Genomic DNA, 21,114 nt, shown 5'->3' with positions numbered 1-21,114 from the left:
GGCGTTCTTGAGACTGCCCGGTGCCGCTTTTGGCTTCAGGCCCTGGCGGCTTCAAGCCATGGCGGGCGCCGCATAGGAAATCGGGGCCTTCTCGGCCTCGCCCTCGAAGGTAACGAGCTCCCAGGCCTCCGGCTGAGCCAGCAGCGCACGGCACAGCTGGTTGTTCAGGGCGTGTCCCGACTTCACGCCGCGGAACTCGCCGATCAGGCTGTATCCGAGCTGGTAGAGATCGCCGATGGCATCGAGGACCTTATGCTTGACGAACTCGTCGTCGTAGCGCAGCCCACCCTCATTCACGATGCGGTAGTCGTCGACCACGATGGCATTATCGAGGCTGCCACCCAGCGCCAGGTTGTTGGCACGCAGGTACTCGAGATCACGCATGAACCCGAAGGTCCGCGCCCGGGACACTTCCTTGACGAAGGAGGTGGTGGAGAAGTCCACCATCGCGGTCTGCGACTGCCCCTCGAATACCGGGTGATCGAAGTCGATGGCAAAGGAGACCTTGAAGCCCTGGTGAGGCAGGAAGATGGCCTCCTTGTCGTCTTCGCGCACCACGATCTCACGCTTGATGCGGATGAATTTCTTTGGAGCATTCTGCTCGGAGATACCCGCCGACTGGATCAGGAAGACGAAGGGCCCCGCGCTACCGTCCATGATCGGCACCTCGGGCGCGCTGACGTCGACGTAGGCGTTGTCGATGCCGAGGCCGGCGAAGGCCGACATCAGGTGCTCGACGGTCGCGACCTTGGCTCCACCCGCTGATAGTGCGGTGCACAGAGTGGTATCGGTGACGTGCTCGGCGCGAGCCGGTATCTGCACCTCGGGCTCGAGATCAGTGCGCACGAAGACGATCCCGGTGTCGGCCGGCGCCGGACGCAGCGTCAGGTAGACCTTCTTGCCGGAGTGCAGGCCGACACCGGTGGCGCGGATGACATTCTTAAGGGTTCGTTGTCTGATCATGGGCAGTCGCCAGGCAGTCATTGGTTATCAAACAGCGTTCACTATAACACCGAACGGCCGTTTCAACAAAGAAAGATGACCCGGTGCCCGCTATTCACGCAATAGGCCGCCTCAATCGGCTTGGCGGCGCAGAAAGGCGGGAATGTCCAGATAGTCATCGAGCTCTTGGGAGGGGCGCTTCTCAGGCTGAGCCTTGGGCCGCGGCGCCTCCTGGGGCTCCGGCTTGGTTGCCGCCGCGGCCTGACCACGACTGGCAGCTGCCGGCGGACGCTGGCGGTAGCCGCCGGTTTCGGCACGGCGCGAAGACGCCTCACGGGCGGCCGATTTCTGCGCCTGCTGGCCGTCGAGGCCGGCCGCGACCACGGTCACGCGCAGCTCGTCGGTCATGTCCATGTCGATGGAGGTACCAACCACGATGGTCGCATCCTGGGAGGCGAACTCCTGAACGGTGGCACCCACGTCGTTGAACTCGCCGATGGAGAGATCTGGGCCAGCGGTGATGTTGACCAGGATGCCGCGGGCGCCATGGAGGTCGATGTCCTCGAGGAGCGGGCTGCGGATGGCCTTCTCAGCGGCCTCGCGGGCGCGATTCTCGCCGGTGGCGCCGCCGGTGCCCATCATCGCCATGCCCATCTCGGACATCACGGTGCGCACGTCGGCGAAGTCGACGTTGATGATGCCGGGGCTGGTGATCAGCTCGGCGATGCCCTGCACGGCCCCCAGCAGCACATCATTGGCCGCACTGAAGGCGGTCAGCAGGGTCGCGCTCTTGCCCAGCACCGAGAGCAGCTTCTCGTTGGGGATGGTGATCAGCGAGTCGACGTGCTCGGAGAGCTCCTTCATGCCCTCCTCGGCGGCGCGCATGCGCTTAGGACCCTCGAACGGGAAGGGGCGCGTCACCACGGCGACGGTAAGAATGCCCAGTTCCTTGGCTACCTGGGCGACCACGGGCGCGCCGCCGGTGCCAGTACCCCCGCCCATGCCGGCGGTGATGAAGACCATGTCGGCCCCGCCGAGCAGTTCGGCGATGCGCTCACGGTCTTCCATGGCGGCCTGACGACCGACGTCGGGGTTGGCACCGGCGCCGAGCCCTTTCGTGATCTCGCTGCCGAGCTGGAGCACGGTCTTGGCGGCGACCCGCTTGAGGGCCTGGGCATCGGTGTTGGCGCAGATGAACTCGACGCCCTCGATGTTGCTCTCAACCATGTGGTTGACGGCGTTACCGCCACCGCCCCCGACACCGATAACCTTGATGACTGCACTGCTGGAGGGTGCGCTATCTACCAGTTCGAACATAAGTCCCGTCTCCTGGACCGCAACCGCGGCCCTGTCAGAAATTTCCTTTGAACCAGCCCTTGATCCTTGCCAACGCCGGAGTCCCTTCCCCTGCGTCACGCCGGGCATTGTCGTCGCGCCTGGGCCGCGCCGACAAACCACCCCCGGCTCCCTGGCGGCCATGCCCTTGACGGGTTTCCAGTAGAGCGTAATGCAGCAGGCCGACACCCGTCGAATAAATCGGGTTACGCACCACGTCGGCCAAGCCACGCACATTCTGCGGACAGGCGATGCGCACCGGCATGTGGAAGATCTCCTCGGCCAGCTCGACCACGCCCTCCATGCGGGCGGTTCCGCCGGTCAGGACGACTCCGGCGGCGACGAGATCCTCGTAGCCACTGCGCCGAAGCTCGTCGCGCACCAGGGTGAAAAGTTCCTCGTAGCGCGGCTCCACCACCTCGGCCAGCGACTGGCGGGAGAGGTCCCTGGCCGGTCGGTCGCCGACGCTCGGTACCTTGATCATCTCGTCGCTGGCGGCGAGCTGGGTCAGCGCACAGGCGTACTTGACCTTGATCTCCTCGGCATGCTGCGTGGGCGTGCGAAGCGCCATGGCGATGTCGTTGGTGACCTGATCGCCGGCAATGGGGATCACCGCCGTGTGGCGAATGGCCCCTTCGGTGAATACCGCGATGTCGGTGGTGCCGCCGCCGATGTCGACCATGCAGACGCCGAGCTCTCGCTCATCCTCGGTCAGCACCGCATGGCTGGATGCCAGCTGCTCGAGGATGATCGAATCCACCTCGAGCCCGCAGCGCCGCACGCATTTCTCGATATTCTGAACGGCGTTAAGGGCGGCGGTGACCAGGTGCACCCGCGCCTCGAGGCGAACCCCGGACATGCCAAGCGGTTCGCGGATACCGCCCTGGGTATCGATGGCGAACTCCTGGGGAAGGACGTGCAACACCCGCTGCCCCTCCGAGATGGCGCGCGCCCTTGCGGAGTCAATGACGCGATCGATATCGGTGGAGGCAACCTCGCGCTCCTTGATCGCCACCACGCCATCGGAATTCATCGAGCTGATATGACTGCCGGCGATGCCGACGTAGACCGAGTGGATATCACAGCCGGCCATCAGCTCGGCTTCTTCCACGGCGCGCTGAATAGACTGCACCGTGGACTCGATATTGATCACCACGCCTTTCTTCATGCCGCGCGACGAATGTGAGCCGATACCGGCGATTTCGATCCCGCCATCGTCGGTGGGCTGCCCCACGATCGCCACGACCTTGGATGTTCCGATATCCAGCCCGACTACCATATTGGACGCATTGGATGGACCTGCCATGAGTCGGGAAGTCTCCTAGAACCTGACCCCGAAGGGGAAGATTAATCCTGAAAAGTTGGCCTGGGGCAATTATAGGAACAACATCGCGTGCTCCACCAGCCCGATTGTTAAAACACCGGACACGATACGGCGATTTTGCCGCGAAAGAAACACCCAAAACACCCCCCTAAAGGGGTGGTTATTCCATCGATCGTTTACCCGTCGTTTGCCGACTTACCCTCGAGCGGTTCGGTTTCACCGTGCCATGCCACGGCGACACCGTTGGGGTAACGCAGATCGATATAGCGGATATGCGACGCCAGAGGGCCCAGCTCGCGTTGCCAGGCGGCGACAAGACGCCCCAGGCGAGAGGCCCGGTCGTTGCGCCCCAGCATCACCCAGACGCCGCTATCGAGCTGAAAGCGCCATGCCCCGCGCGCCTCGAGGCGCAGCTGGCGCACCTCGAGGCCCAGAGGGGCGAACTCCCGAGCCAGTCGGGCCCGGTACTCCAGGACCTCGGCACCGCTGTCGGGCGGGCCGGCCAGATCCGGCAGGTCGCCGGGCGGCGACACCGATCCGGCGGCGAAGGGGGTACCCGCTGGATTGAGCAAGCGCCCGTCGCTCCAGCGCGCCACCGGCACCTGCTCGACGAGCGTGAAGGTCAAGGCATCGGGCCACTCGCGGCTGACGCGCACCTCCTTCAGCCAGCCGATCTCCCGTGCCTCCCGGCGCAGCACCGAGAGATCGACGGAGAGCCAGCTCTGACCCTGGATCAGCGGCGCCAACCGGCTGCGCAGGTAGTCGGCACTGACGTACGTGAGCTCGCCGCGCACCGAGACCCGCTCGATGGGGCGATCCAGCCAGACCCACAGGGCCCGGCCTCCGGCGCCCAGCAGGAGCGCCAGCAGCAGCACCCCGACGAGGCTTCCACGCGCCGCCATGGGCTAGCGTCGCTCCCCGGCCGTGGCGAGGATACGCAACACCAGGGCATCGAAATCGATGCCGGCATGGGCCGCCGACTGAGGCACCAGGCTGTGGTCGGTCATGCCCGGCACGGTATTGACCTCAATCAGCCAGAAGCGACCTGTTCCATCGCGCATCACGTCGATGCGCCCCCAGCCTTCGGCGCCGATGGCCGCGAAGGCGTCGCGACAGAGCATGGCGAGTTCGGCCTCTTCGTCGGCGGAGAGGCCGCACGGCAGGTGGTAGCGCGTATCGTCGGAGACGTACTTGGCCTCGTAGTCGTAGAAGCCGCCGGGCACCTCGACGCGGATGGCCGGCAGGACCTCGTCGCCGAGCAGCGACACGGTGTATTCCGCCCCCTCGATGAAGCGCTCGGCCATCACCCGAGCATCGAAACGCGCCGCGTCGCGGTAGGCCGCCTCGAGGGCATCGCGGCTGTCGACGATGCTGATCCCCAGGGTCGAACCCTCGTGGACCGGCTTGACGATCAGCGGCAGGCCGAGCCGATCGACCACCGCCTGCCAGTCGGCATCGGGGCCGAGCATCACGCTCTCTGGGGTCGGCAGGCCCAGCGCCTGCCAGACCAGCTTGGTGCGCTGCTTGTCCATGCCCAGCGCCGAGGCCAGCACGCCACTGCCGGTGTAGGGAATATCCAGCAGTTCAAGCGCCCCCTGCAGGGTGCCGTCCTCGCCACCGCGGCCATGCAGGGCGATGAAGACGCGGTCCGGCATCAGCGCCTCGAGGCCCACCAGCCCGCCGTCGGCGGGATCAAAGCCGATGGCATCCACGCCCTGGCGCTTGAGGGCCGCCAGCACGGCGGCCCCGCTCTTCAGCGACACCTCGCGCTCAGCGGACTCGCCGCCGAAGAGCACCGCAACGCGGCCCATGTCGCGGTTCATAGCGTCACCTCGTCGAGATTCAGGGCGGCATCGCTCAGGCGCTGGGCGATGCCGCCCACGTCACCGGCTCCCTGGGTGATCAGGATATCGTCGGGACGCAGCACCCGCGCCAGCAGTCCCGGCAGCTCGCTCTTGTCCTGCACGAAGATCGGATCGACCGCGCCACGCTGGCGAATCGAGCCGGCCAGGGTGCGGCCATCGGCGCCGGCCAGCGGCGTCTCCCCCGCGCTGTAGACATCGAGTAGCAGCAGGGTATCGACCCCGGCCAGCACGCGCACGAAATCCTCATAGAGGTCGCGGGTGCGCGAGTAGCGGTGCGGCTGGTAGACCATCACCAGGCGCCGGTCGGGCCAGCCCGCCCGAACCGCGTCGATCACCATCTCCACCTCGCGGGGGTGGTGGCCGTAGTCGTCGACCAGCATCACCTGGCCCTCGCCCTCGGGGGCGAGATAGTGGCCATGCACCTGGAAGCGACGCCCCACGCCCTCGAAATGCCGCAGCCCGCTGAGGATGGCGTCGTCGGAGACGCCGGCGTCGCTCGCCACGACGATCGCCGCCATGGCGTTGAGCGCGTTGTGGCGGCCCGGCATGGCCAGGCGCACCTCGAGGGGCGCCAGCCCCTCGGGGCGCACCGCGGTGAAACGCACCTCGCCGGCCCGCTGATCGAAGTCCTCGATACGGTAGTCAGCGTCCTCGCTGAAGCCGTAGGTCACGAAGCGTCGGCTGACCCGGTCGAGCAGGCCGCGCACGTGGGGATCGTCGATGCACAGGATCGCCAGGCCGTAGAACGGAAGGTTGTGCAGGAACTCGATGAAGGCGCCCTTGAGCCGCTCGAAGTCGCCGCCATAGGTAGCCATGTGGTCGGCGTCGATGTTGGTGACGATGGACACCATGGGCTGCAGGTGCAGGAAGGAGGCGTCCGATTCGTCGGCCTCCGCCACCAGATAGTCGCCCTCGCCCAGCCGTGCGTTGGTACCGGCGCTGGTCAGCTTCCCGCCGATCACGAAGGTGGGATCGAGCCCACCCTCGCCGAGCAGGGTCGCCGTGAGGCTGGTAGTGGTGGTCTTGCCGTGGGTGCCGGCCACGGCGATGCCGTGGCGAAAGCGCATCAGCTCGGCAAGCATCTCGGCGCGACGCACCACCGGCACGCGGTGCTCGTGGGCCCAGCGAATCTCGGGGTTGGTCTCGTCCACCGCGGTGGAGACCACCACCACATCGGCGCCCGCGGCATTGTCGGCGGCGTGGCCGAGGGCCACGCGGATGCCGCACTCTCGCAGCCGGGCCACCACTGGCGAGGCCTTCAGGTCGCTGCCGCTGACCGCATAGCCTTGGTTGGCCAGCACCTCGGCAATGCCGCACATGCCGGCCCCGCCGATGCCGACGAAGTGGATGCGTCGGATCCGACGCATGCCAAGCCCACGGCCGGGGTGCGGGGGTGTCGCCTGGCCGGGAACCGGCCCGAGGGTCTCATCACTCAAAACCTGTCTCCATGCAACCGGCCACCAGGCGCTCGACGGCGTCGAGATGGGCACCGGCTCGGGCCCGTGCCGCCATGGTGGCGAGAGTGTCGGGGTCCAGCAGCGTCGCCAGGCACTCGGCCAGCGTCGCTGCGCTCATTTCCTGCTGGGGCATCAGTCGGGCCGCCTGCTGCTCGACCAGGGCCCGGGCGTTGGCCGTCTGGTGATCGTCCACCGCGTGGGGGAAGGGCACGAAGAGCGCCGGCTTGGCCGCGGCGGCGAGCTCCGCCACGGTCAGGGCGCCGGCCCGACAGACCACCAGGTCGGCCCAGTCATAAGCCGCCGCCATATCATCAATGAAGGCCGACACCTCGGCCTCGACGCCCTGCGCCTCGAAGGCCTCGCGGGTCGCCTGATCCTTGTCGCGCCCGGCCTGGTGACGCACCTCGGGCCGGCGCTCTTCGGGCAGGGTAGCCAGCGCTTCGGGCAGGCACTCGTTGAGGGCCTTGGCGCCCAGCGAGCCGCCCACCACCAGCAGGCGCAGGCGCCGTCCCACCATCTCGGCGGCGTTTCTCGGTACCCGGCCAAGCTCCGCGATCTCGGCGCGCACCGGGTTGCCGATCACCTCGGCCCGGCCGGGAAAGGCCTGGGGAAAGGCGGCGTAGACGCGGCGCGCCAGGCGCGAGAGAGCGCGATTGGTCAGGCCGGCCACAGCGTTCTGCTCATGGATCACCAGCGGGAGGCGCATCAGCCAGGCCGCGAGCCCGCCGGGGCCGCTGGCGAAGCCGCCCAGGCCGACGACCAGCTGGGGGTCGACCTCGCGGATGACTTGCCGCGCCTGCCAGACCGAGCGCGCGAGGTTCAGCGGCGCCAGCAACCAGCCGGCCAGGCCGTTGCCGCGCAGGCCGCTCACCGCGATCCGCGACAGGGGTATGCCGGCCTCGGGAACCAGGCGATTCTCGATGCCGCGCGGGCTGCCGAGCCAGGCGACCTCGATGCCCTCCTCGGCAAGTCCACGGGCCAGCGAGAGCGCGGGAATGACGTGGCCGCCGGTGCCGCCGGCCATGATCAGGACACGACGTCCTGGCTGTCGATTCATGAGGTACTTCCTTGTGTCTTGCCGCCGCGGGGTGTCTTGCCTGACGAGGTCCGCCGGGCCGTGGGACGCCCACGCCGGCGGACCTCGCGGGTCTCGATGTCGGCGCGCAGCAGCAGGGCGACCATCGCGCTGCTCACCACCAGGCTCGACCCCCCGTAGCTGAGCAGCGGCAGGGTCAGCCCCTTGGTGGGCAGCATACCGGTGCTCACGGCAATATTGATGAAGGCCTGGGCGCCGATCACCAGGGCGAAGCCGTAGCTCACGTAGGCGGCGAAGGCCAGGCCGGCGAGCTCGGCGCGGCGCCCCACCGCCATGGCGCGCCAGATCAGCAGGGCGAATAGCCCCACCACGGCGATGGCGCCGACCAGGCCGAGCTCCTCGGCGAGCACCGCGAAGACGAAGTCGGTATGGGCCTCGGGCAGGTAGAAGAGCTTTTGCACGCTGTTGCCGAGCCCCATGCCCAGCCAGTGGCCCCGCCCGAAGGCGATCAGCGCCTGGGTCAGCTGGTAGCCGCTGGCAAACTGATCGGCCCAGGGGTCGGCGAAGCTCGTCAGGCGCGCCATCCGGTAGGGCTCGGCCACGGCGGCCAGGGCGCCGAGCAGGCCCACCAGTAACAGCAGCACCAAAAAGCGTCCCCAGGGCGCGCCGGCCATCAGCAGCATGCCCATCACCGCGCCGGTCATCACCACCACGGCACCGTAGTCGGGCTCGAGGATCAGCAGCCCCGCCACCGCGGCCATTACCGCCAGGGGGCGCAGGAAGGCGCCCCACTCGCGGCGCACCAAGGGCAGGAAACGCTCCAGATAGCCGGCCACATAGATGATCAGGCAGAACTTGGCGACCTCGGAGGCCTGCAGGTTAACGGGCACGCCGGGCAGCGAGAGCCAGCGACGGCTGCCGTTGACCTCGCGGCCCACCAGCAGCACCAGCACCAGCAGCGAGAGCCCCAGCAGCAGCAGCAGCGGGCCGTTGGCCTTCCACCAGGCCAGCGGCACGCGCAGGGCCAGCGCCCCGACGGCCAGCGCCGCCAGCAGGAAGGTCCCGTGACGCAGGCTGAAGTACCAGGCGTTGCCGGTCAGGCTCGAGGCGACCTCGCTGGAGGCCGAGGTCACCATCACCCAGCCGATCAGCAGCAGCGACAGCGCGGCCAGCACCAGCCAGCCATCGAAGGGCTGGTCGGCGGTACTCAGGCGCTGGCGAACACGCGCGAGCCGGCTCATGGCGTCGCCTCCACCCGCTCGAGCACCGCGCGTCGGAAGGCCTCGCCGCGGGCCTGATAGTCGCGGAACTGGTCGAGGCTCGCGCAGGCCGGCGAGAGCAGCACGCAGTCGCCCGGCTCGGCGATCTCGGCGGCACGGGCCATCGCCGCCTCCAGGTCGTCGACCCGCGTCAACGGTAGGCCACCCGCCAGCACGGCCTCGAGGCGCGAGGCATCCTCACCGAAGAGGATCGCCTCGCGACCGTGCCGGGCCAGCGGTGCCGCCAGGGGTCGGAAATCGGCGCCCTTGCCTACCCCGCCGGCCAGCAGGATCAGCCGTCCCTCGAGGGTCGGCCCCAGGCCCGCGATGGCGGCCAGGGTCGCCCCGACGTTGGTGCCCTTGGAGTCGTTGATCCAGCGCACGCCGTCAAGCTCGGCGATCAGCTCGCCGCGGTGGGGAAGGCCCGGAAAGCGCCGCAGCACCTCTATCATCGCGGCATGCGGCAGCCCGAGACGGGTACCCATCGCCATGGCGGCGAGTGCATTGGCCTGGTTATGGCGACCCGGCAGTCGCATCTCGGCGGCGGGCATCAGCAGCGTGTCACCGTACATCAGCCAGTCGGCCCCCTGGTGGCGACCGATCCCCCACTCCCCCTGCTCGGGGTCTCCCGTGGTAAAGCGCGCCTCAGCAGGCAGCGTTGTGGCCGGCCAGGTCATGGGGTCCTCGGCGTTGACCACGCCGTGTCGGGCGCCGCGGAAGATACCTAGCTTGGCGGCGCGGTAGCCGGCCATGTCGCCGTGACGGTCGAGGTGATCCTCGGAGAGGTTGAGGAAGGCCGCCGTCTCGGCGCCGAGCCGCGGCGTGGTCTCGAGCTGAAAGCTGGAGAGCTCCAGCACGAAGAGCTCGGCATCGGGCGCCTCGAGCAGCAGGTCCAGGGCCGGGGTGCCGAGGTTGCCGCCCACGGCGACACGGCGTCCGGCCTCGCGGGCCATCTCGCCGACCAGGGTGGTGACCGTGGACTTGGCGTTCGAACCGGTGATGGCGGCGATGGGCGAACGGGCCGCGCGCACGAAGAGTGCGATCTCGCCGACCAGCAGCGGCTCGCCGGTGGCCTCTCGAGTTCGCCCGGAAAGCACGGCGAGCCCCGGCGTGGCCGGATCGACCCCCGGGCTCAGCACCACCTCCTCGACCCCTGAGAGGTCGAGGTCGGTGAGCGGCCCGCCGTGGAAGGCGACGCCCGGATGGGCAGCGCGAAAGTCCTCCAGCCCGGGCGGCGCGGCACGGGTGTCGGCGACCATGAAGGGCACGCCGAGCCGGCTCAGGTGACGACAGATGGCCCGTCCGGAGAGCCCGAGCCCGACCACCAGCGTCACTCCGTTCGGTACCTTGAGCATGTTGCGCTCCTTGCGGATGGCGGTTCGGCCCCGAGGGGCGATCAGCGGACCTTGAGGGTGGCCAGGCCGATCAGCACCAGCACCACGGTGATGATCCAGAAGCGCACGATGACGCGCGGCTCCGGCCAGCCCTTGAGCTCGTAGTGGTGGTGCAGCGGCGCCATGCGGAAGATGCGGCGCCCGGTCAGCTTGTAGGAGCCCACCTGCAGGATCACCGAGACGGTCTCCATGACGAAGATACCGCCCATGATGAACAGCACCACCTCCTGGCGCACGATCACCGCCACCACGCCCAGGGCCGCGCCCAGGGCCAGCGCACCCACGTCGCCCATGAAGACCTGGGCCGGGTAGGTGTTGAACCACAGGAAACCGAGGCCCGCCCCGGCGATGGTGGCACAGAACACCGCCAGCTCGCCGGCGCCGGGAATGAAGGGGATCTGGAGGTAGTCGGAGAACACCGTGTTGCCGCTGGCATAGGCGAACACTGCGAGCCCCATGGCCACCAGCACGGTGGGCATGATCGCCAGGCCGTCGAGGCCGTCGGTGAGGTTGACCGCGTTGGAGCTGCCGACGATGACGAGGTAGGTCAGCACCACGTAGAAGACGCCCAGCGGCAGCACGAACTCCTTGAACACCGGCACGATCAGGCTGGTCTCCACCGGCGAGGCCGCCGTGACATAGAGCAGCACGGCCGCCGAGAGGCCGATCAGCGACTGCCAGAAATACTTCCAGCGGGCCGGCAATCCGCGCGGGTTCTTCTCCACCACCTTGCGGAAGTCGTCGACCCAGCCGATGGCGCCGAAGCCCAGCGTCACGGCCAGTACCAGCCATACATAGTGGTTGGTCAGGTCACCCCACAGCAGGGTGCTTACCGCGATGGCCATCAGGATCATCGCGCCGCCCATGGTCGGGGTGCCGGCCTTGGAGAGGTGCGACTGGGGACCGTCGTCGCGTACCGCCTGGCCGATCTGGCGCTCCACCAGGCGACGGATCATCACCGGACCGAGCCACAGGCAGAGCACCAGGGCGGTCAGGGTCCCCAGGATCATGCGCAGGGTCAGGTAGTCGAAAACGTTGAAGGCACTCTGGAATTGCGCCAGGAAGTCAGCCAGAAAGAGCAGCATGTATTGCGTTCACCTTGAAGCATCCGCGCGCAGGGCGGCCACGACGTGTTCCATGCCGGCACTGCGCGAGCCCTTGACCAGCACGCTGGCCCCGGGCGGTAGATGGTGGAGGACGTGGCGCGTGAGCGCCTCCCGATCGTCGAAGTGGGTCCCGCCTTCACCGAAGGCCTGGCTGGCCGGTCGTGCCGGCTCGCCCAGGGTACCCAGGAAGTCGATTCCCCGTTCCCGCGCATAGTGTCCGAGCTCGGCGTGCAGCCGGTCGGACTCACCCCCCAGTTCTCCCATGGCGCCGAGCAGGCACCAGTGCGGCCCGGGCAGCGTCACGAGGACATCGAGCGCCGCCTTCACCGCGCCGGGGTTGGCATTGTAAGTATCGTCCAAGAGTCGGGTGGACTTGAGGCCCTCCACGGCGCTCAGTCTGCCCGGCATCGGCACTACCGCCTCGAGCCCGGCCAGCACCTCGGCCTCGGCAAGCCCCATGGCCAGCGCCGCGGCCGCGGCGGCCAGGGCGTTAGCCACGTTGTGGCGCCCCATCAGGGCCAGCCGCAGCCGACCGATCTCGCGGCCGTCCCGGACAAGCGTGAAAGCATAGCGGCCATGGGCGTCGCAGGCCAGCGCCTCGGCGCGCACCCGCGCCAGGGAATCCAGCCCGAAGTCGAGCACCTCCCGGGGCGCGGCGAGGCACGCCCAGGTGGAGAAGAAGGCGTCATCGCGATTGAGCACCGCCACGCCGTCGTCGGGCAGGCCGGTGAGGATCTCCGCCTTGGCCTGGGCGATGCGCCCCGTGCCGCCGAACTCGCCGACGTGGGCGCCGGTGACGTTGGTGATGATCGCCACCCGGGGCGCGGCCAGCGCCGAGGTCCAGGCGATCTCGCCAAGATGGTTGGCGCCGAGCTCCACCACCGCTTGGCGATGGGTCGCCTCGAGGGCCAGCAGCGTCAGCGGTGCGCCGATATCGTTGTTGAGGTTGCCCTGGGTGGCGAGCGTCGCGCCGCGGCGACTCAGCAGGGTCGCCAGCATCTGCTTGACCGTGGTCTTGCCGCTGTTGCCGGTGACGGCGACCAGGTCCCCGCCCCAGGCCCGGCGGCGTACCCGGGCGAGCAGCCCCAGGGCGAGCCGGGTGTCGGCCACCACCAGCTGAGGCAGCGGGTCGTCCACCGGGCGCTCGACCAGCGCCGCCACGGCGCCGGCCTCGCGCGCCTGGGCCACGAAGTCGTGGGCGTCGAAGCGCTCGCCGACGAGCGCCACGAACAGCGCCCCGTGGGCGAGTCGCCGGGTATCGGTGACGATCGCGCCGATGTCGACATCCTCGACGGGCTGGGGCAGCCCGAGGGCCGCCGCGACCTTGCCCAGCGTGCCCAGGCCGATGCCGCTCATCGCGCGCGCTCCTCGACTCGGCGCTCCAGGGCGCGCTCGGCCTCGGCGAGATCCGAGAAGCCGTGGCGCACGCCTGCCACCTCCTGATAGTCCTCGTGGCCCTTGCCCGCGATCAGCACCACGTCGTCGGGAGCGGCCTCGGCCAGCACCCGAGCGATGGCCGCACCGCGACCGTCGACCTCGAGCACTTCCCGCGACGGCCCGTCGTGAAGGCCCGCGAGGATCTGGGCGCGAATCGCCTCGGGCGCCTCGCCGCGCGGATTGTCGTCAGTCACCACCAGCACATCGGCATAGCGTGCCGCGGCCTGGGCCATCAGCGGACGCTTGCCGCTGTCGCGATCGCCGCCGCAGCCAAACAGGCACCACAGCCGCCCCTCACCCGGCAGGTGTGCGCGCAGCGCCGCCAGGGCATTGTCCAGGGCGGCCGGGGTATGGGCATAGTCGATGACCACCGTGGGGGCGCCCGCACGCGTCAGCGGCTCCATGCGCCCCGGCACCGGGGCAAGCTCGGCCGCCGCCGCGAAGAGCGCCTCGAGGGAGTGCCCCAGGCCGTGCAGGGTGGCGATGGCCAGCAGCACGTTGTCCAGGGTGAAGCGACCCATCAGCGCAAGCTCCAGCTCGCGCTCGCCGTCGGGGGTGGCGATCAGGGCGCGCTGGCCGCCGGGCTGGGCGAGCCAGTCGACGACGCGCAGGGTCACCGCCTCGTCCTGACCGACCGCCAGCACGCGCACGCCGCGGTGCACGCCGGCGAGCATCAGCCGCGCCAGGGGATCGTCGGCGTTGACCACCGCGAGCTCGAGCTCGTGGCGGCGGAACAGCCGCGCCTTGGCGGCGGCGTAGGCCGCCATGCTGCCGTGGTAGTCCAGGTGATCGCGGCTCAGGTTGGTGAACACCGCCGCCCGCACGCTTGCGCCATCGAGACGCCCCTGCTCCAGGGCATGGGAAGAGGCCTCCATGGCGACCCGCGTCACGCCCTCGGCGGCCAGCTCGCCCAGCGCCGCCTGCAGCGCCAGGGGGCCGGGCGTGGTCAGGCTGCCCGCCGTCAGGGCGCCGGGGCGGCCGTGGCCCAGGGTGCCGATCAGGCCTGCATCCACGCCGAGGGTTTGGCTCAGCGCGGCAAGGTAGTGCGTCACCGAGCTCTTGCCGTTAGTACCGGTCACCCCGATCAGCGCCATCTCCTTGGGAACGCCGAAGAGCACCCGGCCCAGCTCGCCCTGCGCCTCGCGCAGCCCGGCAAGCCACAGCACCCGGTCGCTGTCCGGCCCGGGCGTGCCGTCATCGTGGGCCAGCACCAGCACCGCCCCGGCGGCCAGCGCCTGGTTGATGAAGTCGCGACCGTCGACCGTCACGCCGGGCACTGCGACGAAGACATCGCCCGCGGCGACTCGGCGACTGTCGAGGACCAGGCGAAGCGTGTCGGGCAGGCGGACGCCTGCCAGGGCGTGGCGGCAGTCTGGCCAGAGGCCGATCAGGCCCGCTTCGAGTCGCTCGGCACTCAGCTGCATCTCGTCTCTCCTGGCGTTGCCATCATTCATCTTGCGCCCGGGCATCCGGGGGCACGTCGAGCAGGCGCAGGGCGTTGCCGGCCACCCGCGAGAAGACCGGGGCCGCCACCGCCCCGCCGTAATAGCTGTCGCCCCGCGGGTGGTCGATCATCACCACGGTGACGATCCGCGGGTCCGAGACCGGGGCGATACCGACGAACAGGCCGCGATAGGCCTTCTCCTGATACCCCCCGGCGGTGTTCTTGCGCACGGTGCCAGTCTTGCCGGCGACCCGGTAGCCCGGCACCAGGGCCCGCCGGGCACCGGTGCCCGGCGCAACGACCCGATCCATCATCCCGAGTACCCGTCGGGCCACCTCCGGGTCGATGACCGGCTCGCCGGCCGGTGGCTCGGCGAGCTTGAGCAGCGAGGGCGGCAGCCGCCGCCCCTCGTTGGCAATGGCGGTGAAGGCGCTGGCCAGCTGCAGTGCCGAGGTCGACAGGCCGTAGCCGTACGCGAGCGCCGCCCACTGACTGCTCGACCAGCGCACGGGCGCCGGGATGCTGCCGGTGGCCTCGCCGGGAAATCCGGTACCCGGGCTCTGCCCCAGGCCCAGGGCGCGATAGGTAGCGGGGATCACCGGCTCCTCCAGGCGCAGGGCCAGCTTGGACATGCCGACGTTCGAGGATTTCCTGAGGATGCCGGCCAGGTCCAGCTCACCGTAGTTGCGGATGTCCTTGATGGTAAAGCGGTCGATGACCATCCAGCCGGGCGAGGTGTCGACCACCGTGTCCGGCGAGACCGCGCCGTGCTCGATCATCGACGCCATGGCCAGCGGCTTCACCACCGACCCCGGCTCGTAGGTATCGACGATGGCCCGGTTGCGCAGCCCCTGGGGATCGAGCCCGGCCCGGTCGTTGGGGTTGTAGGAGGGCTGGTTGGCCATGGCCAGCACCTCGCCGCTGCGGGCATCGAGCATCACCACGCTGCCGCCGTCGGCATCGTGCTCGGCGACCGCGGCCTTGAGCTCGCGATAGGCCATGTACTGCAGGCGCTGATCCAGCGCCAGGGTCAGATCGCCGCCGGGCTGCGCCTCCTGCAGCAGCTCCAGGTCACGCACCAGACGACCGCGACGGTCCTTGAGCACCCGGCGCTTGCCGGGCACGCCGGCAAGGTAGGACTGATAGGCGAGTTCGAGGCCCTCCTGACCCAGATCATCGATGTTGGTCACCCCCAGCAGCTGGGCGCTCACCTCGCCCGCCGGGTAGTAACGCTTGTACTCCTCGCGGGCGTGAACGCCGGGCACGCGCAGGGCGAGCACCCGCTGGGCCGCCTCGGGGGTCATGCGGCGCCGCAGGTACATGAACTCACGTGTCGAGTAGCGCGCGATACGCTCGTTGAGGGTGTCGAGCTCCTGCCCCAGGGCGTTGGCCAGCATCAGGCGCTGGATGTCGTCGTCCGGCAGGTCCTGAGGATTGGCCCAGAGGGTCACCACCGGCGTAGAGATGGCAAGCGGCTCGCCGTGGCGGTCGGTGATCATGCCACGATGGGCGGGGATGGTATCGGTGCGCAGGGTGCGGGCATCGCCCTGCCCCTGCAGGAAGGGGCGGTCGAAGACGTGCAGGTCGACGATGCGCCCGGCCAGCAGGGCCAGCCCCAGCAGCACCAGGGTCATCATCACCCGATAGCGCGCCTTGCCCATGGGGGCCGTGGGCGGGGGGCGACGCGGCGTCACGCCGCTGCGCGCGTCGGCGCTCATGGCTGAATGACCTCGACCTCGTCGATATCGGGCAGGCGCATCTCGAGGCGTTCCTGGGCCAGGCGCTCGATGCGCGCCGGTGAGGACCAGGCGCTCTCCTCGAGCAGCAGCTGTCCCCACTCGGTCTGCAGCTGCTGCTGCTCGCGCTCGAGCTCCTGCAGGCGGGCGTACTGATCGCGGGTCAGGTGGCTGGTGGTGATCACCGCCAGGGCCGAGACCAGGCAGACCGCCATCAGCAGCGCGACCAGCACCAGCGCCGGCGACGCGCCGAGGCGCAGGGGCCACCCGAAGGAAGAGGTTACCGCGAAGCGTCCCGGTGCCATGGCGAGCCTCAGTATCGCTTGCGCGCTACACGCATCACCGCGCTACGCGCCCGGGGATTCTCCTGAACCTCCTCGGCGGAGGGGCGACGCGCCTTGCCCAGCGACTCGAGGCGCCGCTTGAGCTGATCGTCGCGGACCGGGATGCCCCGCGGCAGGTCGGTATCACCGCGCACGTGGTCGCGGATGAAGCGCTTGACTCGCCGATCCTCCAGCGAGTGGAAGCTGATCACCACCAGATGCCCACCCGGTGCAAGGGCCTCGAGGGCCGCATCGAGAGCGGCATCAAGCTGGTCGAGCTCGCCATTGACCTGGATGCGCAGCGCCTGGAAGACGCGGGTCGCGGGGTGCTTGCCCTTCTCCCAGGCGGGATGGGCGGACTTGACCACCTCGGCGAGATCCGCGGTGCGCTCGAAGGGACGCTCGACGCGCCGCGCCAGGATGGCTCGGGTCAGGCGGCGAGCGAAGCGCTCCTCGCCGTAGCTCTTGAAGACGCGCACGATCTCACTTTCACTGGCGCGCGCCAGGAAGTCGGCGGCACTCTCGCCGTGCTCGGGATCCATGCGCATGTCCAGCGGGCCGTCGCGCAGGAAGCTGAAGCCGCGCTCGGGGTCGTCGAGCTGGGGCGAGGAGACGCCGACGTCGAGCAGCACCCCGGAGAGCCGACCGTGCAGGCCACGGTGTTCGGCGATCTCGTCGAGTCGGGCGAACTCGCCGCGCTCGATGGCGAAGCGGGGATCGGTGATGGTGCCGGCCTCGGCGATCGCCTGGGGATCGCGGTCGATGGCCAGCAGCTGCCCCGCGGGGCCGAGCCGCTCGAGGATGGCGCGGGAATGGCCGCCGCGACCGAAGGTGCCATCGAGATAGATCCCGTCGGCATCGTGGATCAGCGCCTCCACGGCGCCATCGAGCAGCACGCTGGCATGGCAAAAGCCGCGGACGGGCTGTTCAGGGGCGGATGGCGGCATGCACTTCTCGATGGTGGGATGCTTGAAGGGCCGTTCGCGACGGCAATGTTCGGAGTGGGAGTCGGCCGATAAGCCGGGTTCTGTCGTGGACAGTCATTCCTCTAGGGACCGCGTCACCACGGCCCTCCAGCAACCTACCCGAACCCAGCGCGGGCCACGCCATGGGGTTCCTATTTGGTCTTGCTCCGAGTGGGGTTTACCGTGCCACGCACTGTTGCCAGGCGCGCGGTGCGCTCTTACCGCACCCTTTCACCCTTACCGGCCTCCCGAAGGAGACGTAGGCGGTCTACTCTCTGCTGCACTTTCCGTCGGCTCACGCCGCCCAGGCGTTACCTGGCACTCTGCCCTATGGAGCCCGGACTTTCCTCCCCCACCGCCGACCCGGAGATCGGCGATGGCGGCGACTGTCTGGCCAACTCCCGCGGCAAGGATACCAGCGCCTGGGCGCCGCCTCAATGACCGTCCTTGAGCGCCTGGGCCCTGGCATACCACTCCTTCTTCACGCCGCCCAGCACCCGCGAGGCCACCGCGGCGACCTGTTTGACCCCCACCCCCTCGGCGAGCAGGGCCTTGAGCAGGGCCTCGGCCTCCACCGCCGTCTGCTCGGCATCATCGCGGCGAGCGGCGCCAGCGATCATCACCACGAACTCGCCGCGGGCCTGATCCGGGTCCGCCTCCATGCGGGCGAGCAGCTCCCGGGCACTGCCATCGAGGAAGGTCTCAAAGGTCTTGGTCAACTCCCGGGCCAGCACCACTCGGCGCTCGCCCAGCACGCTTCCCAGATCGGCCAGGGTGTCGCGGATCCGGTGGGGCGACTCGTAGAACGCCAGGGTCTCCTCCCGGTCGGCGAGCGCCTCCAGCCGCGCACGCCGAGCCCCTCCCTTTGCCGGCAAGAAGCCCTGGAAGAGGAAGCGGTCGGTGGGCAGCCCCGCCGCACAGAGGGCCGCGACCAGAGCACAGGGCCCCGGCAGCGGGACGATACGGCGCCCCCGCGCCCGGAGCTCGCGCACCAGCACGAACCCCGGATCGCTGATCAGCGGCGTGCCGGCATCAGAGATCAGGGCGACGTCCTCGCCAGCCGCGAGCCGGGCGTCCAGGGTGTCCACTCGCGCCGCCTCATTGTGCTCGTGCAGCGAAAGCATCGGGCGCGACAGCCCCAGGTGGCGCAGCAATCGACCGCTGTGACGGGTATCCTCGGCGGCAATCAGCGCCACCTCGCCGAGCACCCGGGCGGCCCTCGGGCTCAGGTCGTCCAGATTCCCAATCGGCGTGGCGACCACGTACAATGAACCGGCAGGCGTATCGGACATCTCGACTCCTCGATGCTCTGGTGGGATGTTCTGGATCATGGAAACAAGGGAAGGAATCATGAAGATCTCGTTACGCGGCCCGCTGGCCGTTGCGCTGACCGCGCTGCTCCTCGCGGGCTGCAGTTTCCAGCCGGGCATCATCGAGCGACAGCCCGACGTCGATCCGCAGCGCCTGCTCGAGCAGGCCGCACAGCAGACCCCCGAGCAGGCAGCCGCGTCGCGCCTGGAAGCGGCCGATATCCTAGCACGCCGGGGCAATCGCACCCAGGCGCTGGAGGTCGCCAAGCAGATCGACGACAGCCGCCTGAAACGCCAGGCCCGTGTGCGCTGGGCCCTGCTGCTCTCCGAGCTGGGCGAGACCGAAGGCGACCCCTGGGCGGTCATCCAGGCCGGGCAGCTTCTCGATGAGATCGAGCTGCCCCGCGAAGCCTCGCTGACCCTGCGCGAACGCCTCGGCCTGGCGCTTGGCGAGGCAGACGAACCCCTCGCCGCCGCCCGGGCGCTGCTCCGGGTCCAGGCCGAGACCGAGCGCGAAAACCTCAACGATCCGATCTGGGCACAGCTCTCCCGGCTGGATCGTCGCGAGCTCGGCGCGCTGCGCGACGACGGCGACGACCTGACTGACGGCTGGATCGCCCTGACCGAGCTGGTGCGCTCCACCGGCAGCGACATACAGCGTCTGTTCGCGCGCCTGGACGACTGGCGCGAGCGCTACCGCGGCCATCCGGCGGCGCGGCGCCTGCCCGCCGAGATCACCGCCTTGAGCGAGCTGCGCGGGCAGCGAGTGGATCATATCGCCGTGCTGCTGCCGGAGTCCGGCCCCCTCTCGAGCATTGCCGAGGCGACCCGCCAGGGCATCCGCACCCACCATCTGGCGGGCGTCGACAGCGGCGCCCAGTTGAGCTTCATCGACAGCAGCAGCGGCAACATGGAAGCCTTGTATCAGGAGGCTTCCGCCCTCGGTGCCCAGGTGGTGATCGGCCCGCTGGACAAGGACGTCGTCAGCCGACTCGAGCAGCGCGAGCGGGTAGCGATGCCGACCCTTGCGCTCAACTATGGTCGCAGCGAGCGCAACAGGGCCAAGGGACTCTTCCAGTATGGCCTTTCCGCCGAGGACGAGGCGCGCCAGGCCGCGCAGCGCGCCTACGGCGACGGCCATCGCCTGGCCTCGCTGCTAGTCCCGAATAACGGCTGGGGACGCCGCGTGGGCGATGCCTTCACGGACAGCTGGCAAGACCTGGGCGGCGACATCGCCAACGCCGTCCACTACAGCCCGCAGGCGCCGGCTACCGAAAGCGCCAAACGAGCGGCCACGAACCCCAAACCCGACATGCTGTTCCTGCTGGCACTGCCGGACTACGCCCGCCAGGTGCCACCCAACCTGGACTACGCCTACAGCGGCGACCTGCCGATCTACGCCACCTCGCACCTCTTCGAAGGCCGACGCCAGCCACGCCTGGACGCCGACCTGAACGACGTGATGTTCGCCGACATCCCCTGGCAGATTCCCGATGCAGCGGTGGGCGGCGTGGAGGCCCTGCCCTTCCTCGCCAGCTACCGCGAGCTGCGCGACGAGTCCGATTCGACGATGTTTCGCCTGATGGCCATGGGCGTGGATGCCTATGAGCTGGCCCTGCGCATGCCACAGCTGCAGGCGATCGGCGGCACCGAACTGTTCGGCGCCACGGGGACCCTGAGCGCGCAAGCTGACGGCCGCATCCAGCGCCGCCTGCCCTGGGCCCGCTTCGTTGACGGCGTGCCCCAACCCGTGCTGAGCCCTGGCGTGTTAGGCGATGACCGGACCCCGTGACGCCCGCGCCCGCGGCGGCGCCATCGAGCGACTCGCCGCCCGCTGGCTTGTCGACCGCGGGCTAGCTCTCGAGGCCAGCAACCAACATGCCAGGGGCGGCGAGATCGACCTGGTGATGCGCGACGGCGAAGTGCTGGTATTCGTCGAGGTTCGCCACCGCGCCGACAGCCGTCACGGCCACCCGCTCGAGACCATCACCCCCACCAAGCAGCGCCGCCTGATCAAGGCGGCGCGTTTTTATCTCCAGCGCAACCGGCTATCATGTGCCTGCCGCTTCGACGTGCTGGCCGTGACCGGCACGCCGCCCGACCTCGAGATCGACTGGGTCGCGAACGCCTTCGAAGCCCCCTGACCGGTCAAGCCACTTTGCCAAAGGACCCGGAACCCGC

Annotated in this window: 18 protein-coding genes and 1 other RNA gene; 2 read left to right on the top strand and 17 right to left on the bottom strand. The window is 69.3% G+C overall.

Annotated elements, in window-relative coordinates:
* Positions 1-51: 51 nt before the first annotated feature.
* The 17 genes from lpxC to rsmI form a co-directional block, all read right to left on the bottom strand.
* Positions 52-963, bottom strand: a complete 912-nt coding sequence (gene lpxC / locus BM388_RS00630) for a UDP-3-O-acyl-N-acetylglucosamine deacetylase (protein ID WP_089846336.1) — start codon at positions 961-963, stop codon at positions 52-54.
* Positions 964-1,074: 111 nt separating this feature from the next.
* A complete protein-coding gene (gene ftsZ, locus BM388_RS00625) occupies positions 1,075-2,259 on the bottom strand; it encodes a cell division protein FtsZ (RefSeq protein ID WP_089846130.1) in 1,185 nt (394 codons plus the stop codon).
* A gap of 34 nt (positions 2,260-2,293) precedes the next feature.
* Entirely contained in the window at positions 2,294-3,583 is a 1,290-nt protein-coding gene (gene ftsA, locus BM388_RS00620; protein WP_089846129.1) for a cell division protein FtsA, read from the bottom strand.
* Positions 3,584-3,777: 194 nt separating this feature from the next.
* The gene (locus BM388_RS00615; RefSeq protein ID WP_089846127.1) at positions 3,778-4,503 is read right to left on the bottom strand and encodes a cell division protein FtsQ/DivIB; all 726 of its coding nucleotides are present in this window, start codon (positions 4,501-4,503) and stop codon (positions 3,778-3,780) included.
* A 3-nt stretch (positions 4,504-4,506) separates the two neighbouring features.
* The gene (locus BM388_RS00610) at positions 4,507-5,424 is read right to left on the bottom strand and encodes a D-alanine--D-alanine ligase (protein ID WP_089846125.1); all 918 of its coding nucleotides are present in this window, start codon (positions 5,422-5,424) and stop codon (positions 4,507-4,509) included.
* Positions 5,421-6,833 carry a UDP-N-acetylmuramate--L-alanine ligase gene (gene murC, locus BM388_RS00605; RefSeq protein WP_089846123.1) on the bottom strand — a complete coding sequence of 471 codons (1,413 nt, stop codon included), beginning with the start codon at positions 6,831-6,833 and terminating at the stop codon, positions 5,421-5,423. Before murC ends, BM388_RS00610 begins: the two co-directional genes overlap by 4 nt.
* A gap of 61 nt (positions 6,834-6,894) precedes the next feature.
* Positions 6,895-7,980, bottom strand: coding sequence for an undecaprenyldiphospho-muramoylpentapeptide beta-N-acetylglucosaminyltransferase (murG, locus tag BM388_RS00600; protein ID WP_089846121.1), 1,086 nt, complete (start codon positions 7,978-7,980; stop codon positions 6,895-6,897).
* Positions 7,977-9,200, bottom strand: a complete 1,224-nt coding sequence (ftsW, locus tag BM388_RS00595; RefSeq protein WP_089846119.1) for a putative lipid II flippase FtsW — start codon at positions 9,198-9,200, stop codon at positions 7,977-7,979. The genes murG and ftsW overlap by 4 nt, the downstream gene beginning before the upstream one ends.
* The gene (murD, locus tag BM388_RS00590) at positions 9,197-10,573 is read right to left on the bottom strand and encodes a UDP-N-acetylmuramoyl-L-alanine--D-glutamate ligase (protein ID WP_089846117.1); all 1,377 of its coding nucleotides are present in this window, start codon (positions 10,571-10,573) and stop codon (positions 9,197-9,199) included. Before murD ends, ftsW begins: the two co-directional genes overlap by 4 nt.
* A gap of 41 nt (positions 10,574-10,614) precedes the next feature.
* On the bottom strand, positions 10,615-11,697 hold the full coding sequence (gene mraY, locus BM388_RS00585; RefSeq protein WP_089846115.1) for a phospho-N-acetylmuramoyl-pentapeptide-transferase: 1,083 nt from the start codon (positions 11,695-11,697) through the stop codon (positions 10,615-10,617).
* 9 nt (positions 11,698-11,706) lie between these two features.
* Positions 11,707-13,074, bottom strand: coding sequence for a UDP-N-acetylmuramoyl-tripeptide--D-alanyl-D-alanine ligase (locus BM388_RS00580; RefSeq protein ID WP_089846113.1), 1,368 nt, complete (start codon positions 13,072-13,074; stop codon positions 11,707-11,709).
* Positions 13,071-14,579 carry a UDP-N-acetylmuramoyl-L-alanyl-D-glutamate--2,6-diaminopimelate ligase gene (locus tag BM388_RS00575; RefSeq protein ID WP_089846110.1) on the bottom strand — a complete coding sequence of 503 codons (1,509 nt, stop codon included), beginning with the start codon at positions 14,577-14,579 and terminating at the stop codon, positions 13,071-13,073. Before BM388_RS00575 ends, BM388_RS00580 begins: the two co-directional genes overlap by 4 nt.
* 22 nt (positions 14,580-14,601) lie before the next feature.
* Positions 14,602-16,317, bottom strand: coding sequence for a peptidoglycan D,D-transpeptidase FtsI family protein (locus BM388_RS00570; RefSeq protein ID WP_089846108.1), 1,716 nt, complete (start codon positions 16,315-16,317; stop codon positions 14,602-14,604).
* Positions 16,314-16,640: a cell division protein FtsL gene (ftsL, locus tag BM388_RS00565; RefSeq protein ID WP_089846106.1), complete on the bottom strand. Its 327-nt coding sequence runs from the start codon at positions 16,638-16,640 to the stop codon at positions 16,314-16,316. The genes BM388_RS00570 and ftsL overlap by 4 nt, the downstream gene beginning before the upstream one ends.
* A gap of 8 nt (positions 16,641-16,648) precedes the next feature.
* Positions 16,649-17,605, bottom strand: a complete 957-nt coding sequence (rsmH, locus tag BM388_RS00560) for a 16S rRNA (cytosine(1402)-N(4))-methyltransferase RsmH (RefSeq protein ID WP_089846335.1) — start codon at positions 17,603-17,605, stop codon at positions 16,649-16,651.
* A 53-nt stretch (positions 17,606-17,658) separates the two neighbouring features.
* Positions 17,659-18,025: RNase P RNA component class A (gene rnpB / locus BM388_RS00555), an RNA gene on the bottom strand.
* A 32-nt stretch (positions 18,026-18,057) separates the two neighbouring features.
* Positions 18,058-18,915, bottom strand: a complete 858-nt coding sequence (gene rsmI / locus BM388_RS00550; RefSeq protein ID WP_089846104.1) for a 16S rRNA (cytidine(1402)-2'-O)-methyltransferase — start codon at positions 18,913-18,915, stop codon at positions 18,058-18,060.
* Between the two features lie 58 nt (positions 18,916-18,973).
* On the opposite strand from rsmI, the gene BM388_RS00545 reads away from it, so the two are divergent.
* Entirely contained in the window at positions 18,974-20,725 is a 1,752-nt protein-coding gene (locus tag BM388_RS00545) for a penicillin-binding protein activator (protein ID WP_089846101.1), read from the top strand.
* Positions 20,709-21,077, top strand: a complete 369-nt coding sequence (locus BM388_RS00540; protein WP_089846100.1) for a YraN family protein — start codon at positions 20,709-20,711, stop codon at positions 21,075-21,077. Before BM388_RS00545 ends, BM388_RS00540 begins: the two co-directional genes overlap by 17 nt.
* The last annotated feature ends 37 nt before the right edge of the window (positions 21,078-21,114 follow it).

This window comes from Halomonas saccharevitans (assembly GCF_900116405.1).
In the GTDB taxonomy this organism is placed as follows: domain Bacteria; phylum Pseudomonadota; class Gammaproteobacteria; order Pseudomonadales; family Halomonadaceae; genus Halomonas; species Halomonas saccharevitans.
This window is presented reverse-complemented; position numbering and strand designations above follow the sequence as displayed.

Bases quoted from the DNA above. Each gene is read 5' to 3' on its own strand.
- ftsZ (WP_089846130.1), bottom strand. From the start codon at position 2,259: ATGTTCGAACTGGTAGATAGCGCACCCTCCAGCAGTGCAGTCATCAAG.
- BM388_RS00610 (WP_089846125.1), bottom strand. From the start codon at position 5,424: ATGAACCGCGACATGGGCCGCGTTGCGGTGCTCTTCGGCGGCGAGTCC.
- ftsW (WP_089846119.1), bottom strand. From the start codon at position 9,200: ATGAGCCGGCTCGCGCGTGTTCGCCAGCGCCTGAGTACCGCCGACCAG.
- BM388_RS00615 (WP_089846127.1), bottom strand. From the start codon at position 4,503: ATGGCGGCGCGTGGAAGCCTCGTCGGGGTGCTGCTGCTGGCGCTCCTG.
- BM388_RS00570 (WP_089846108.1), bottom strand. From the start codon at position 16,317: ATGAGCGCCGACGCGCGCAGCGGCGTGACGCCGCGTCGCCCCCCGCCC.
- BM388_RS00545 (WP_089846101.1), top strand. From the start codon at position 18,974: ATGAAGATCTCGTTACGCGGCCCGCTGGCCGTTGCGCTGACCGCGCTG.
- BM388_RS00575 (WP_089846110.1), bottom strand. From the start codon at position 14,579: ATGCAGCTGAGTGCCGAGCGACTCGAAGCGGGCCTGATCGGCCTCTGG.
- murD (WP_089846117.1), bottom strand. From the start codon at position 10,573: ATGCTCAAGGTACCGAACGGAGTGACGCTGGTGGTCGGGCTCGGGCTC.
- BM388_RS00580 (WP_089846113.1), bottom strand. From the start codon at position 13,074: ATGAGCGGCATCGGCCTGGGCACGCTGGGCAAGGTCGCGGCGGCCCTC.
- rsmH (WP_089846335.1), bottom strand. From the start codon at position 17,605: ATGCCGCCATCCGCCCCTGAACAGCCCGTCCGCGGCTTTTGCCATGCC.
- rsmI (WP_089846104.1), bottom strand. From the start codon at position 18,915: ATGTCCGATACGCCTGCCGGTTCATTGTACGTGGTCGCCACGCCGATT.
- lpxC (WP_089846336.1), bottom strand. From the start codon at position 963: ATGATCAGACAACGAACCCTTAAGAATGTCATCCGCGCCACCGGTGTC.
- murG (WP_089846121.1), bottom strand. From the start codon at position 7,980: ATGAATCGACAGCCAGGACGTCGTGTCCTGATCATGGCCGGCGGCACC.
- BM388_RS00540 (WP_089846100.1), top strand. From the start codon at position 20,709: ATGACCGGACCCCGTGACGCCCGCGCCCGCGGCGGCGCCATCGAGCGA.
- ftsA (WP_089846129.1), bottom strand. From the start codon at position 3,583: ATGGCAGGTCCATCCAATGCGTCCAATATGGTAGTCGGGCTGGATATC.
- murC (WP_089846123.1), bottom strand. From the start codon at position 6,833: ATGCGTCGGATCCGACGCATCCACTTCGTCGGCATCGGCGGGGCCGGC.
- ftsL (WP_089846106.1), bottom strand. From the start codon at position 16,640: ATGGCACCGGGACGCTTCGCGGTAACCTCTTCCTTCGGGTGGCCCCTG.
- mraY (WP_089846115.1), bottom strand. From the start codon at position 11,697: ATGCTGCTCTTTCTGGCTGACTTCCTGGCGCAATTCCAGAGTGCCTTC.